General features: G+C 72.6%; 15 protein-coding genes. 7 read left to right on the top strand and 8 right to left on the bottom strand.

From position 1 onward, the window contains the following. Positions 1-248 precede the first annotated feature (248 nt). The 3 genes from melC1 (at position 249) to OHS82_RS39140 (ending at position 2,036) form a co-directional block, all read left to right on the top strand. The gene (gene melC1, locus OHS82_RS39150) at positions 249-626 is read left to right on the top strand and encodes an apotyrosinase chaperone MelC1 (protein ID WP_057581754.1); all 378 of its coding nucleotides are present in this window, start codon (positions 249-251) and stop codon (positions 624-626) included. Positions 627-669: 43 nt separating this feature from the next. After that, entirely contained in the window at positions 670-1,494 is an 825-nt protein-coding gene (melC2, locus tag OHS82_RS39145; RefSeq protein ID WP_057581753.1) for a tyrosinase MelC2, read from the top strand. A gap of 89 nt (positions 1,495-1,583) precedes the next feature. After that, the gene (locus OHS82_RS39140; protein ID WP_057581752.1) at positions 1,584-2,036 is read left to right on the top strand and encodes an SRPBCC family protein; all 453 of its coding nucleotides are present in this window, start codon (positions 1,584-1,586) and stop codon (positions 2,034-2,036) included. Positions 2,037-2,064: 28 nt separating this feature from the next. Here OHS82_RS39140 and OHS82_RS39135 read toward each other — a convergent pair whose 3' ends face one another. The 3 genes from OHS82_RS39135 to OHS82_RS39125 all read right to left on the bottom strand — a co-directional run bounded on the left by OHS82_RS39135 (position 2,065) and on the right by OHS82_RS39125 (position 4,253). Continuing rightward, the gene (locus tag OHS82_RS39135) at positions 2,065-2,784 is read right to left on the bottom strand and encodes a ribonuclease H family protein (protein WP_328435592.1); all 720 of its coding nucleotides are present in this window, start codon (positions 2,782-2,784) and stop codon (positions 2,065-2,067) included. Between the two features lie 73 nt (positions 2,785-2,857). After that, positions 2,858-3,655 carry a VOC family protein gene (locus OHS82_RS39130; RefSeq protein ID WP_057581750.1) on the bottom strand — a complete coding sequence of 266 codons (798 nt, stop codon included), beginning with the start codon at positions 3,653-3,655 and terminating at the stop codon, positions 2,858-2,860. Between the two features lie 115 nt (positions 3,656-3,770). Continuing rightward, positions 3,771-4,253 (bottom strand): VOC family protein, encoded by a 483-nt coding sequence (locus OHS82_RS39125; protein ID WP_057581749.1) that lies wholly within the window; start codon positions 4,251-4,253, stop codon positions 3,771-3,773. 183 nt (positions 4,254-4,436) lie between these two features. Between OHS82_RS39125 and OHS82_RS39120 the strand changes: the two genes are divergently transcribed. Together OHS82_RS39120 and OHS82_RS39115 are read left to right on the top strand one after the other, a co-directional pair. Then, entirely contained in the window at positions 4,437-5,075 is a 639-nt protein-coding gene (locus OHS82_RS39120) for an ATP-dependent Clp protease proteolytic subunit (RefSeq protein WP_057581748.1), read from the top strand. A gap of 1 nt (position 5,076) precedes the next feature. Beyond that, positions 5,077-5,679 carry a ClpP family protease gene (locus OHS82_RS39115; RefSeq protein WP_057581747.1) on the top strand — a complete coding sequence of 201 codons (603 nt, stop codon included), beginning with the start codon at positions 5,077-5,079 and terminating at the stop codon, positions 5,677-5,679. A 21-nt stretch (positions 5,680-5,700) separates the two neighbouring features. Here OHS82_RS39115 and OHS82_RS39110 read toward each other — a convergent pair whose 3' ends face one another. Then, positions 5,701-6,132 carry a helix-turn-helix domain-containing protein gene (locus OHS82_RS39110; RefSeq protein WP_057581746.1) on the bottom strand — a complete coding sequence of 144 codons (432 nt, stop codon included), beginning with the start codon at positions 6,130-6,132 and terminating at the stop codon, positions 5,701-5,703. Between the two features lie 260 nt (positions 6,133-6,392). Between OHS82_RS39110 and OHS82_RS39105 the strand changes: the two genes are divergently transcribed. Next, entirely contained in the window at positions 6,393-7,280 is an 888-nt protein-coding gene (locus OHS82_RS39105) for an RNA polymerase sigma factor SigF (protein WP_057581745.1), read from the top strand. A 37-nt stretch (positions 7,281-7,317) separates the two neighbouring features. On the opposite strand, the gene OHS82_RS39100 is transcribed toward OHS82_RS39105, so the two are convergent. Both OHS82_RS39100 and OHS82_RS39095 read right to left on the bottom strand, forming a co-directional pair. Beyond that, a complete protein-coding gene (locus tag OHS82_RS39100) occupies positions 7,318-7,764 on the bottom strand; it encodes an ATP-binding protein (protein ID WP_057581744.1) in 447 nt (148 codons plus the stop codon). Positions 7,765-7,957: 193 nt separating this feature from the next. Further along, the gene (locus OHS82_RS39095; RefSeq protein ID WP_328435591.1) at positions 7,958-9,244 is read right to left on the bottom strand and encodes a DUF6777 domain-containing protein; all 1,287 of its coding nucleotides are present in this window, start codon (positions 9,242-9,244) and stop codon (positions 7,958-7,960) included. Positions 9,245-9,482: 238 nt separating this feature from the next. Here OHS82_RS39095 and OHS82_RS39090 point away from each other — a divergent pair, with 238 nt between their 5' ends. Next, on the top strand, positions 9,483-10,757 hold the full coding sequence (locus tag OHS82_RS39090; RefSeq protein ID WP_057581742.1) for a streptophobe family protein: 1,275 nt from the start codon (positions 9,483-9,485) through the stop codon (positions 10,755-10,757). Between the two features lie 67 nt (positions 10,758-10,824). Here the strand turns inward: OHS82_RS39090 and OHS82_RS39085 are convergent, their stop codons facing one another. Continuing rightward, positions 10,825-11,805 (bottom strand): serine/threonine-protein kinase, encoded by a 981-nt coding sequence (locus OHS82_RS39085; RefSeq protein ID WP_057581741.1) that lies wholly within the window; start codon positions 11,803-11,805, stop codon positions 10,825-10,827. Then, entirely contained in the window at positions 11,805-12,452 is a 648-nt protein-coding gene (locus OHS82_RS39080; protein ID WP_242433281.1) for a hypothetical protein, read from the bottom strand. The genes OHS82_RS39085 and OHS82_RS39080 overlap by 1 nt, the downstream gene beginning before the upstream one ends. Positions 12,453-12,457: the final 5 nt, after the last annotated feature.

Here is a 12,457-nt window from a genome sequence, read left to right as displayed (position 1 = left end):
TGAGCCACACCACCGACGTCGCCGCGACCCGAGAAAGATCACCGGAAGCGGTGTCCCGGCGGAAAGGAATTGCCCGTTCCGCCCCACAGCGGCCGCGTCCACGGCCAAGATCATCTTGGTTCAAGATTGCACGACATGTAAGCGAATGTCCGGATCGGGGCCAACCGCTCCCGGGAGATTTCCCGGCCCCGCAGCCCCACCGATAGGCATGCGGAGTCGTCAACCCTTCGCCCTCCGGGAGATCCCGCATGCCGCAACTCAGCCGTCGTCGCGCACTCACCGCGGCCGCCGTCGCCGTCGGCGCCACGCTCGCCGCCGTCCCCGCCGCCCGCGCCGCCCGCGGCGCCGACGGCGGGCACCATGCGCACGGCGCCCCCGAGGCCTTCGACGAGGTCTACCGGGGCCGCCGGATACAGGGCCGGAGCCAGGGCGGCGGCGGCCATCACCACGGCGGCGGCTACGCCGTGTACGTCGACGGGGTCGAGCTGCATGTGATGCGCAACGCCGACGGCTCCTGGATCAGCGTGGTCAGTCACTACGACCCGGTGGCCACACCGCGGGCCGCGGCCCGCGCCGCGGTCGACGAGCTGCAGGGCGCCCGGCTCGTCCCGTTCCCGGCCGGCTGACCCGCCGACCGCCCTGCCCTTCCGCACCCTTGGAGCACCGCACATGACCGTCCGCAAGAACCAGGCCGCCCTGACCGCCGACGAGAAGCGGCGGTTCGTCGCCGCCGTCCTCGAACTCAAGCGCACCGGCCGCTACGACACCTTCGTCACCACGCACAACGCGTTCATCCTCGGCGACACCGACGACGGCGAGCGCACCGGCCACCGTTCACCCTCCTTCCTGCCGTGGCACCGCAGATTCCTGCTGGAGTTCGAGCGGGCGCTGCAGTCGGTGGACGCCTCGGTGGCGCTGCCGTACTGGGACTGGTCCGCCGACCGTTCGCCCCGTTCCTCGCTGTGGGCTCCGGACTTCCTCGGCGGCAGCGGGCGCAGCCGGGACGGCCAGGTGATGGACGGTCCGTTCGCCGCGGCGGCGGGCGGCTGGCCGATCAACGTCCGGGTGGACGGCCGCACCTACCTGCGTCGCTCACTGGGCACGGGCGTCCGCGAGCTGCCGACCCGGGCCGAGGTCGAGTCGGTGCTCGCGATGGCGACGTACGACATGGCCCCCTGGAACAGTGCCTCGGACGGCTTCCGCAATCACCTGGAGGGCTGGCGCGGCGTCAACCTGCACAACCGGGTCCATGTATGGGTCGGGGGGCAGATGTCGACCGGGGTCTCCCCCAACGACCCGGTGTTCTGGCTGCACCACGCCTACATCGACAAGCTGTGGGCCCGGTGGCAGCGCCGGCACCCGGGGTCCGGGTACGTCCCCGGTGGCGGCACCCCGGACGTCGTCGACCTGCACGAGACGATGCGGCCCTGGAACGACACCACCCCGGCGGACCTGCTCGACCACACCGCCCACTACACCTTCGACGTCGACTGACCGAACCGGCCTGTTTGCCGCCGCGGTGACGGGTACCCGCCACGGGCAACACCGACAGGATGAACCCGACAACGCAGGAGGAGACGACCGTGTCGCAGGTCGAGGAATCCATCGAGGTCGACGTGCCCGTGCACACGGCCTACAACCAGTGGACGCAGTTCGAGAGCTTCCCCGAGTTCATGGGCGGCGTGCAGCGCGTCGAGCAGCGGACCGACACGCTCACGCACTGGGTGACCAGTGTCAACGGGGTGCACCGGGAGTTCGACGCGGAGATCACCGAGCAGATCCCGGACGAACGGGTCGCCTGGACCACGGTCTCGGGCGAGGCCCGGCAGGCCGGGGTGGTGACCTTCCACCGGCTGGACGACGCCCACACCAAGGTGATGCTCCAGATGGAGTTCCAGCCGGAAGGCGTCGCCGAGAACGTCGGCGACAAGCTGGGCTTCGTGAAGCGCCAGACCAAGGGGGACCTCGAGCGCTTCAAGACGTTCATCGAGAAGCGCGGCCTGGAGACCGGGGGCTGGCGCGGCGCGGTGGTGTGACCGCCGTCGCCGGGCCCCGCACCGCCGGTCAGCCCCCGTCGGCGGCCGCCGTCCGGCACTCCGGGTGTCCCCAGCCCTGGTCGTTCTTGGCGATCTGCTCGCCGGCCGCGTAGGGACGGCCGCACAGACAGCGGCCGGGGAACTTGGCGCTGATCGTGCGGGTCGACGAACCGCCGCTCCGCCGGGGCGACTTGCCCCCGGCGGAGCGGCCCGGCTTCGAGGCGGGCCGCGCCTTCGGGGTGTCCGGCGAGGCCGGCGGCTCGGGCGAGCCCTGAGCGCTGCCGGCCGGCTGCTGGACGACCGCCGCCTGGCTGGCCGCACGGTCCGCGAAGTCGTTGAGCGGGTCGCCGTCCACCTGGTGCGCGGGCACGTAGCGGAAGTCGACGGAGCGGCCCGAGAGCAGCTCGTCGATGCGGACGACCAGCTCCTGGTTGGCCACCGGCTTTCCGGCGGACGTCTTCCAGCCGTTGCGCTTCCAGCCGGGCAGCCATGTGGTCACGGCCTTCATCGCGTACTGCGAGTCCATCCGGACCTCGAGCGGGACGGCCGGATCGGTGGCCGCCAACAGACGTTCCAGCGCGGTGAGTTCGGCGACGTTGTTGGTGGCCTTGCCGAGCGGGCCCGCCTCCCAGCGGGTCGGCGTCTCCGTGTCGTCCGCGACCACCCACGCCCAGGCCGCGGGTCCCGGGTTCCCCTTCGAAGCCCCGTCGCACGCGGCCACCAGTCGTTCACGCATGCGCCCGATCATGCCATGACCCGCCCGGAGCCTCGCCCCGCTCCTCGGCCGCGGAGGGCCGCACACGGATCTCGGCGGGACCGGGTCAGACGTCCGTGGTCCGCGGCATCTCGCCCGCCGTGGTCGTCACGTCGATCACCGAGAAGTTCGCGCCCTGCGGGTCGCTGATCGCCGCGAACCGTCCGAACGGGGTGTCCATCGGGCCGAAGCGCAGGATGCCGCCGTTCTTGGTCGCGCGCGCCACGGCGTCGTCGCAGTTGTCCACGGTGAAGTAGACGTTGACGTAGGAGGGCACCTCGGGCGGGAACTCCTCCGTCATCCGCATACGGCCCAGCACGGTGTCGCCGCCGATCTCGAACATCCGGAAGTCGACCGCGTCGTCCTGCATCTGCTTCGCCGTGTACGGGAAGACGGCCGGAAGGAAGGCGTCCGTCCGCTCCGGTTCGCGGGTGAAGACCTCGGCCCAGCAGTACGCTCCGGGCTGCTCGGGCGGAGCCTCGAAGCCCTCGTGGACGCCTGCCTGCCACACGCCGAACACCGCGCCGCCCGGCTCGCGCCCCAGGCACATCGTGCCGAAGTCGCCCACCTGCATGGGTTCCATCAGCACCTCGCCGCCGTTCTCACGGATCCGGGCGGCGGTCGCGGCGGCGTCCGCGGAGGCCAGGTACAGGCACCACTGCGACTGGCCCTCCTGGCCGGACATCGGCGGGACGACCGCGGCGACCGCCTTGCCGTCGACGTAGGCCTGCGTGTAGTTCCCGTACTCCGACGACGCGTCGCCGAAGGTCCAGCCGAGGACCTCGCCGTAGAAGTGCTTGGCGGCGTCCACATCGCTGAACATCGCGTCGGCCCAGCACGGGGTTCCCTCTGGTCGTACGGCCATGACGGCGGCCCTCCCGATGAGATGGATTGTCCGGTTCCTCACGCTAGCCACCCCGCCGCCGCATCGCGCGCCGAACACCCCTGGTCGGGGAACCGGACGCGCCCGCGACCGGTGGCTACGCGCCGTCGTAGGCCTTCTTCAGGGCCGCGACGTCGAGCTTGCCCATGGCGTACATGGCCTTGGTGGTGCGGGTGGACTTCTCCGGGTCGGGGTCGCTGATCATCTCGATCAGTCCGTCGGGGATGACCTGCCAGGACACGCCGTACTTGTCCTTGAGCCACCCGCAGGGGCCGGGCTCACCGCCGTTCTCGGTGAGCCTGGTCCAGTAGTGGTCGACCTCGTCCTGGTCCGCGCAGTAGATCTGGAAGGAGATCGCCTCGCTGAAGGTGAACTGCGGGCCGCCGTTGATGCCGACGAACTTCTGCCCGTTGGCGGTGAATTCCACCGCGAGCACGGATCCGGCCGGACCGGGACCGGCCTCGTTGTAGCGTCCGATGGAGCCGATGCCGGAGTTCTTGAAGACCGAGACGTAGAAATGGGCGGCTTCCTCGGCCTGGCCGTCGAACCAGAGACACGTGGTGAATCCGTCGGTGGTCATGAGCACCTCCTGGGTGGGAACGCGGTCGTCTGTATCGACTCCCGCCCGTCCGAAAACTCATCGGCCGGCCGGTGCCTTTCGCTCTGCCCTCAGCGGATCTGCCACGGGCAGAGAACCGGCGTGCGGGCGTCCGCCGAGGTCAAGAGTGGAGTCGACGGCATCACGCCACGACGAGGAGACCCGATGACTCCACTCACCATGCTCGCTCCCCGCGCCGCGGACGGCGACACCCAGCCCTCCCGCTTCGACGACCAGCTCGCCGCCCAACTGCTCGGTCAGCGCATCGTGCTGCTGGGCACCCAGGTCGACGAGGTGTCCGCGAACCGGGTCTGCGCGCAGCTGCTGATCCTGTCGGCGGAGGACTCCCGCACCGACATCGGCCTGTACATCAACAGCCCCGGCGGCTCCGTGCACGCCGGGCTCGCCATCTACGACACCATGCGGCTGATCCCCAACGACGTGTCGACCCTCGCGATGGGATTCGCGGCCAGCATGGGCCAGTTCCTGCTCAGCGTGGGCGCGGCGGGCAAGCGGTACGCGCTGCCGAACGCGCGCGTCATGATGCACCAGCCGTCGGCCGGGATCGGCGGCACCACGGCGGACATCGAGATCCAGGCGGAGAACCTGGAGCACACCAAGCGGACCATCGAGCGGATCACCGCCGAGCACACCGGGCAGTCGCCGCAGACCATCTCGCGCGACGGCGACCGCGACCGCTGGTTCACGGCCGAGGAGGCCAGGGAGTACGGGATGGTGGACCGGGTCGTGGAGTCCCTCGCGGACGTCCGCCCGGCCGCGCAGAAGCGACGGATGGGGCTGTGACATGGGGACCTACACGATTCCGAACGTGGTCGAGCGGACCCCGCAGGGCGAGCGGTCCTACGACGTGTTCAGCCGGCTGCTGTCCGAGCGGATCATCTTCCTCGGCACCGAGATCGACGACGGCGTCGCCAACGTCGTGATCGCGCAGCTCCTGCATCTGGAGGCGGCGTCCCCGGAGAGCGAGATCTCGATCTACCTCAACTCCCCCGGCGGCTCGTTCACCTCGCTGATGGCGATCTACGACACGATGACGTTCGTCCGGGCGCCCATCTCCACGCTCTGCGTCGGACAGGCGGCCTCGACGGCGGCCGTGCTGCTGGCGGGCGGCGATCCCGGCCGACGGCTCGTGCTGGAGCACGCGCGCGTGCTGCTGGGGCAGCCGGCCAGCGGCGGCCGGCAGGGCACGGTCTCGGATCTCGCGCTGCAGGCCAAGGAGATGGTCCGTATCCGCGCCCAGGTGGAGGAGGTGCTGGCCCGTCACTCCGGCCACGACATCGCGACGCTGCGCGCGGACATGGACCGCGACAAGGTGTTCACCGCACAGGAGGCGGTCGCGTACGGCCTGGCCGACGAGGTGCTGAGCCGGCGTCCCCTGACGGTGTGAGACGCCGGCCCGCGCGGCTCGTCAGGCGGCCAGGCAGAGCCCGTCGTACGCCGACGCGGTCGTCGTCCGGCTTCGCACGGGGCGCCGGGCGGCGTGCCGGACCAGCTCCCCCTGAGCCCGGGACAGCAGGTCCGCGAGGCTGAGGCCGAGGGCCTGGGCGGCGGCCGCGAGCACCTCCGAGGAGGCCTCCTTGCGGCCCCGCTCCACCTCCGAGAGGTAGGGCATGGAGATGCGCGCCTCGTCGGCGACGTCCTTGAGCGTGCGCTCCTGTGCCCGCCGTTCACGGCGCAGGACGTCTCCGACGAGGTCGCGCAACAGGGGTTCGCGGGGCGTCGGTCGGGGGGCGGCCCCGGGCGCCGCGGCGGGCGCGGGGACTGCGGGGGCGGTGTCCGGGCGCTCGGCAGGCGGGCGCAGCGGGATCACGCGGGCTCGGTTCGGCGTCTGGTGGCTCACCTTCCCAGCCTAGGAGAGCGGGCCGCACCGGGAAGAGCGGGGCGTTGCGCCCTGGGTGGAATCGACGGGCCGTGGTGGAAGCAGGCGACGCGGAGCGCGCCACGACCGGTCCCGGTGGGCATGGGTCGTCCGAAAGCGGGTACCCGCACCGTCCAGGGGTGCCGCACGCGGGTGCCCGCTCACGGAACGAGCACGACGCACGCCGAACCGTGACGGCGCGGGCACGGTGACCGAGTACCGCGACTTTCGAGGGAGAGGCCATGCAGACCGCAACTGTCCGGTCGGAGGCCGAGATCGCCGAGAACGCCGCCGGGACCGGACCGCACGACGCGCCGCTGCCCGACATCGCGGCGCCGCGGCGCGTGGCTCCGCGCGACGCGCGCGAGCTGTCCCGCCAGTTCTTCCGGCGGCTGAGCGTTCTCGAGGAGGGCACGCCCGACTACCAGTACGCGCGCAACACCCTCATCGAGATGAACATGTCCCTGGTGCGTTTCGCGGCGGGCCGGTTCCGCGGCCGCGGGGACGACATGGAGGACATCGTCCAGACCGGGATGATCGGTCTGATCAAGGCCATCGACCGGTTCGAGGTCGCGCGCGAGGTCGAGTTCACGTCGTTCGCGGTGCCGTACATCGTCGGTGAGATCAAGCGGTTCTTCCGGGACACGACGTGGGCGGTGCACGTCCCGCGGCGGCTCCAGGAACTGCGCGTGGAGCTGGCGAAGGCGCGCGACGAGCTCTCCAGCCGGCTGGACCGGGAGCCGACGGTGGCGGAGCTGGCCACGCTGATGAACCTCTCGCCGGAGCAGGTGGTCGAGGCGCAGATCGCCTCCAACGGCTACAACTCCTCCTCGCTCGACGCGGCGCTCACCGGCGACGGACCCGAGCAGGGCGAGTCGGTCCTGGCGGACTTCATCGGCGTCGAGGAGGACCGGCTGGGACTCGTCGACGACTTCCACTCGCTGGCCCCGCTCATGGCGCGGCTCAGCGAGCGCGACCGGCGGATCATCCATCTGCGGTTCGTGGAGGAGGCCACCCAGGCGGAGATCGGCGAGCGGCTCGGGTGCTCCCAGATGCACGTGTCCCGCCTGATCAAGCGGATCATCGGCCGGCTGCGCCACGGCATGCTGGGCGAGCTGGGCTGCGCCTGACCCGTCCGGCCCGGCCCGCGGTCCACCGGGCCGGCGGTCAGAAGCTGAGCACGGCGCGCACCCGCTTGCCGACCGGCACGCGCTCGGCGGTGACCTGCGCCGCCACCGCGTGCACGATCTCCAGTCCGTGCCGGCCGACCCGCTCGGGGTCCTTGGGGTACCGCATGGGCAGGGCGTCGCTGCTGTCGTAGACGCTCACGGTGACCGAGGCCGCGGTGCCCTCCAGCTCGAGGATGTACGGCCCGTTGCTGTGCCGGTCGGCGTTGGTGACCAGTTCGCTGACCACCAGCATCACGTCACCGCACACGCGGGCGCCCACCGTGGCGCACCACTCGGTCCTGAGCTGGTCGACGAAATGCGCGGCGAAGGCACGGGCCTCGGCTATGCAGCCGGGGTCGCCCGTGTAGTGCGCCGCGCGCCGTAGCGGTTCCACTGGTACGTCGAAACCAGTCGGTATCACTGCCCCGTCCAGATGCTCGATCATGCAGTTCTCTCTTGGAGGCCGGACTGGCCGGACGCTGCTGTGCACCAGTGCTCGTACCCCGTGCCGCGCCGTGCAGTCCCCGTCATTCCTGACCTGTTCAGGCTACGGCCATGCTGTACCTCACACTGCGGGCGGCCCCGGCTGCAACCGGCCGTGAGCGAGGTGAACGACTCGTCGCGGCCGGCGCACCCGTCTACTGGGGCAGCGAGGAGAGCGAGCTGCCGGGCGCGCTCGACAGCTCGGACAGCGAGCTCGACGACGAGGGCGGCGCCGGCGCTTCGGACGAGGGCGGCTTCGAGGACGGCGGCTCGGAACTCGGCGGCTCGGAGGACGGCGGCTTCGAGCTCGGGGGTTCGGAGGACGGCGGCTTCGAGGACGGCGCCTCGGTGGAGGAGCCGGACGACGGCGGCAGGACGCATCCCGGCCGGCTGGCGCCGGTCGCGTCACCGGTCGACGGCGACACGCACGGCGGGGACGCGGGGCTGGTCAGGGAGCTCGGCGGGGCGACGATGATGGACGGCGTCGTGTGCGCCGGCGGGTGCGTGGGCCGGTCCTTGCGACCGTCGTCGCCCGGCCGGCGGGCGAACCAGTGGTGGGAGTGGTCGGGGTCGTAGAGGACGAAGACCTTGATCACGGTCGTCGAGGGCATGACCGTGACGGTGGTCGCGGGGCTGTACGCCGGCCACGACCGGCCCGTCCGCCGGTACCCGCTCTGCTGCGCGACGGGCGGGGTCAGCGGGTTGCCGCAGGCGCAGCGGACCCGGGGCACGCCGTGCCGGTCGACCAGGACGGCCGTGCCGGCCTGCAGAACCGCCTGGTAGGCGGTGGCCCCGCCGTCGCGGTATCCGTGGTTGGTGACGCGGGTGTCCAGGCGCAGCTGCACCGAGGTGAGCGAACGCAGGTAGGCGGGGACGCCGGCCGGGTCGATCCCGGCCACCGAGGCGAACGCCTCGTTCTTGTCGGGCGCCTGTTGGAGGGCCCTGATCTGCTGCTCCACGTCGCAGCTGGCGACGTTGCGGGTGCCGCCGTACAGGCCGGGGTCGCCGCCGCGGACGGCGGGCACGGTGTTCCCGGCCGGGGCGGAGCCCGACGGGGCGACCGTGGCGGGCGGGACGGACGTCTTGGTCGTGGAGGTCGTGGTCACGGGGTCCGGGCCGACGTCACCCGCCGGCTGCATGAACACCTCGCCCGCCTGGTCGGACGTGCCGCCGCCGGGCAGCGTCAGCACGAGGGCGAGAGCCGTGGCGGCCACGACGGCGATGGCGATCAGCGCGATCCGGGGCGCGGACTTCCACCACGGCCGACGCGGCGGCCCGCCGCCCGCTCCGGAGTCGCCGCCGCCCCGCGGCGGGGAAGGCGGCCCCTGGGGCGGCTGCGAGGAACCCGCGGACAGCGGACCGGAGGGCGGGCCGGTCGGCCGCCCGGACGGTTCGGTGGGCGGTTCCGAGGGACGGCCGGACGACGGCGGTTCGATGCTCACGAGCACTCCCGACGTGGGGTTTCCCGCGGCACGGTGTCCGGCGGAGCCGAGGCGATCGGCGGTGACGGCAGGACCGCGCGGCTGCGGGACGTGCGACCGGCGCAGACCGAAACAACCCGATGTGCGCCGCTTTTTCCACAATGACCATTGTGTGCTCCGGTCGGGCGTCGCCCGCAAGCCGGGCCCGGACGGTCCCTCCCGACGGGCGCGCTCCCCCGGCGCTGCTTAGCGTGGCAGGGTGAGTGCGCACACCCCCCACGACCAGGCAGGATCCCGACCGCACGGCTGGGGCCGTGCGGTCGTCACGGCGTTGGCCGGACTGATCGCCATGGGCGTGACAGCCGCACTGGGACTGTGGGCGGCCGGAGCCGCTGACCTGCCCGAGGGCGCCTTCCCCCGGGTGGTCGCGGCGACCGTCGTCACGGCCGTCGGCGGCACGGTCGAACTCGTCGGCGACGCGGGCGGCCTCGCCGAGAGCGACGCCGGCCTGACGGTGACCCCGCTCTCCGTGGCCCTCGTCGGGGCGCTCGTCGTCGGCGCCGGATTCCTGCGGCCGCTGCGGCACCGGGCGGTCGCGGGCGTCGCCGAGCTGGCCGGCTGGGCGGCCCGGATCGCCGTCGTGTGGCTGCTCGGTCTGCTCGGCCTGTCGTTCGCCGCCCGTCAGACCTTCAAGGTCTCCCTCGGCGACGGCACACTGAGCGATCTGGGTGACCTGTTCGACGTCGGCCCCGAGGTCGGCTTCCGGACGGACGTGGCGCTGACGGTGGTGGTCGGGCTGCTGTGGCTGGCCGGTGTGCTGGTGCTGGCCCTGCTGGTCGCGCGCGGGGCGCCGTTGCCGGCCCGGTTGCTGCGCTTCCAGGAGCCGGTGCGACCGGCCGCGCACGCGATGACCGTGCTGCTGCTGGTCTGCGTCGCCCTCGGAGTCCTCGTCGCGCTCGTCGTCGCGGCGACCCGTGGACAGGCCGCCGAGACCCTCGCGGTGATCCTGCTCGGTCTGCCCAACCTGGTGTGGCTGGCGTTCACCGTCGGACTGGGCGCCACCTGGGACGGCCGGGTGGAAGGCCCCTTCGGGCTGCCGATGCCGCATGTGCTGGACGAGGTGCTGCGCGGCAAGGACACCGCGCGGCTCGACCTCGGGACCCTCGCCGCGTACGACGGCCGGGTCTGGTGGCTCGTCGTGGTGGACGCCGTCCTGCTGCTGGGGGCGGGGTTCCTGATGGCGGCGCACTCACCGCCGGACATGCCGGCCTGGCGGCACGCCCTGCACATGGCCGTCGCGCTGGTGCTCACGGTGCTGATGATCTGCCTGGCCGGCCGGGTGTCCGCGCACTACGGCCTGTCCGTGCTCGGGCTCGGCGACCTCGGCGGCAATCTGTCCGGCCGGCTGTTCCTGCGGCCCCGCCTGTGGTCGGCGCTGGGCCTCGCCGCGTTGTGGGGCCTGGTCACCGGGTTCCTCGGCGGCCTCCTGGCGGGCCTCGTCCGCCGCCGGGCAGCGCCGCCCCCGCTGCGTTGACGCCGCCGCCCGGGTCACCTGGGGACCTCCGCCGCCCGGGTCACCTGGGACCTCGGGGCCGACGGGGTCAGGACCGACGGCCGCCGAACACCGGGCGCGCCCAGAGCGGAGGCTCCGGCGCCGGCGGCAGGGCGTCGACCCGTTCCGTGGGCGGATGAGCCGCCCGGTGCGCACCGCCCCCCGTCGACCGCAGCTCGGCGACGAACGCGCCGCAGGTGTCCTGCCGGTCGTCCGGGCTCTTCGCGAGAGCCCGGCCGAACACCCCGTCGACGTGCGGTGACAGGTCGGGCCGGGTCTGCGTCAGTGCCGGCGGATCGGCGTTCTGGTGGGCCCACAGCAGCGCCATGTCGTCGTCGCGGAGGAAGGGCGGACGGCCCGCGAGGCATTCGTAGACGACACAGGCGAAGCCGTACACGTCGCAGCGACCGTCGACGGGGCGGCCGGAGATCTGCTCGGGTGAGACGTAGTCGAGCGTGCCGACGAACTGGCCGACCGTGGTGAACCCGGTCAGGGACAGCGACTTCTTCGTCAGCCCGAAGTCGGTGAGATAGGCGTGTTCGGGGTGGTCGGTGTCGGTGCCCCGGGCCACCAGGATGTTGCCGGGCTTGACGTCCCGGTGCACGAGCCCGTGCTCATGGGCGGCGTCCAGCGCCGAGGCGACCTGCGCGGCGATGCGGACGGCCTTCGCCAGCGGCAGCGGCCCCTGTCGGTCGAGCAGATGCCGCAGGTCGCTGCCCTCGACGTACCGCATCGCGATGTACAGGACGCCGTCGGTCTCGTCGGCCTCGAAGACGGGCACGATGTGCGGGTGGTCGATCGCCGCGGCCGCCCGCGACTCGTGGGTGAACCGCTTGCGGAAGACGTCGTTGCGGGCCAGCTCCGGGGCGAGCAGCTTGAGCGCGACCGTCCGGTCCAGGCGCAGGTCGTGGGCGCGGTAGACGACGGCCATGCCGCCGCGGCCGATCTCGCGCTCGATGCGGTAGCCGGCCACCTGCCGCCCGACCAGTTCGGAGGGCCGGCCGGAGAACGGACTGGTCGTGTGCGCCATCAAGGGCTCCCGTCCCGGTTCACGATCCGGGTGACGGTGTGGTCGAGGTCCTCAGGCCGTCCCTGCTCCTCGGTCCCGGCGCGGTCACGGCCCCGGTCCCGGTCCCCGCCGCGATCCCGGTCCAGGCGCTCCGCCGGGTCCGGCGGCGGGTCGCCCGCCGCGTGCGGGGCACGGTCCGTCGCGTACGTGCTGAGGCGGGCCCCGTCGCCGTACACCCAGCGTCTGCCGACGGAGTCGTACATCCAGACGTCCTCGCCGTCGACGACCACGCCGAGCCGCAGCCCCTGGGTGCGGCGGCGGAAGGCCTCGCCGTCGAGGTCGCCGTCCGCGAGTTCCTCCATCGCCGCCCGGTACCGCGCCAGCGCCTGTTCGGCGCGGTCGAGGAGGGGGCGGGGGTCGGCCGCGCTCGTGTGCGGACCGTCGGAGCGGGGCGGGTCCTTGGGGACGGCGACCAGACAGCGGCCGTCCACCCAGGCCGACCAGCCGTTGGAGCACAGCACGCGTCCCCAGTCGCCGCGCCGCTCCAGGAGCCTGACCGGCAGCAACGGGTCGAGCGGCATGGTGGGGCGGGCCGGATCGGGTTCCTCCCAGGCGGGCATGCCGTGCTGGGGGACGACGTGCGTGGGACTGAATCCGGGAGTCGTCATGCGCC

Source organism: Streptomyces sp. NBC_00425 (assembly GCF_036030735.1).
Classification (GTDB): domain Bacteria; phylum Actinomycetota; class Actinomycetes; order Streptomycetales; family Streptomycetaceae; genus Streptomyces.
This window is presented reverse-complemented; position numbering and strand designations above follow the sequence as displayed.

What these genes read in the sequence shown, in the direction of transcription:
- OHS82_RS39085 (WP_057581741.1), bottom strand. Translation starts at nt 11,805, where the DNA reads ATGGCGCACACGACCAGTCCGTTCTCCGGCCGGCCCTCCGAACTGGTC.
- OHS82_RS39080 (WP_242433281.1), bottom strand. Translation starts at nt 12,452, where the DNA reads ATGACGACTCCCGGATTCAGTCCCACGCACGTCGTCCCCCAGCACGGC.
- OHS82_RS39105 (WP_057581745.1), top strand. Translation starts at nt 6,393, where the DNA reads ATGCAGACCGCAACTGTCCGGTCGGAGGCCGAGATCGCCGAGAACGCC.
- OHS82_RS39115 (WP_057581747.1), top strand. Translation starts at nt 5,077, where the DNA reads ATGGGGACCTACACGATTCCGAACGTGGTCGAGCGGACCCCGCAGGGC.
- OHS82_RS39130 (WP_057581750.1), bottom strand. Translation starts at nt 3,655, where the DNA reads ATGGCCGTACGACCAGAGGGAACCCCGTGCTGGGCCGACGCGATGTTC.
- melC2 (WP_057581753.1), top strand. Translation starts at nt 670, where the DNA reads ATGACCGTCCGCAAGAACCAGGCCGCCCTGACCGCCGACGAGAAGCGG.
- OHS82_RS39120 (WP_057581748.1), top strand. Translation starts at nt 4,437, where the DNA reads ATGACTCCACTCACCATGCTCGCTCCCCGCGCCGCGGACGGCGACACC.
- melC1 (WP_057581754.1), top strand. Translation starts at nt 249, where the DNA reads ATGCCGCAACTCAGCCGTCGTCGCGCACTCACCGCGGCCGCCGTCGCC.
- OHS82_RS39100 (WP_057581744.1), bottom strand. Translation starts at nt 7,764, where the DNA reads ATGATCGAGCATCTGGACGGGGCAGTGATACCGACTGGTTTCGACGTA.
- OHS82_RS39135 (WP_328435592.1), bottom strand. Translation starts at nt 2,784, where the DNA reads ATGATCGGGCGCATGCGTGAACGACTGGTGGCCGCGTGCGACGGGGCT.
- OHS82_RS39125 (WP_057581749.1), bottom strand. Translation starts at nt 4,253, where the DNA reads ATGACCACCGACGGATTCACCACGTGTCTCTGGTTCGACGGCCAGGCC.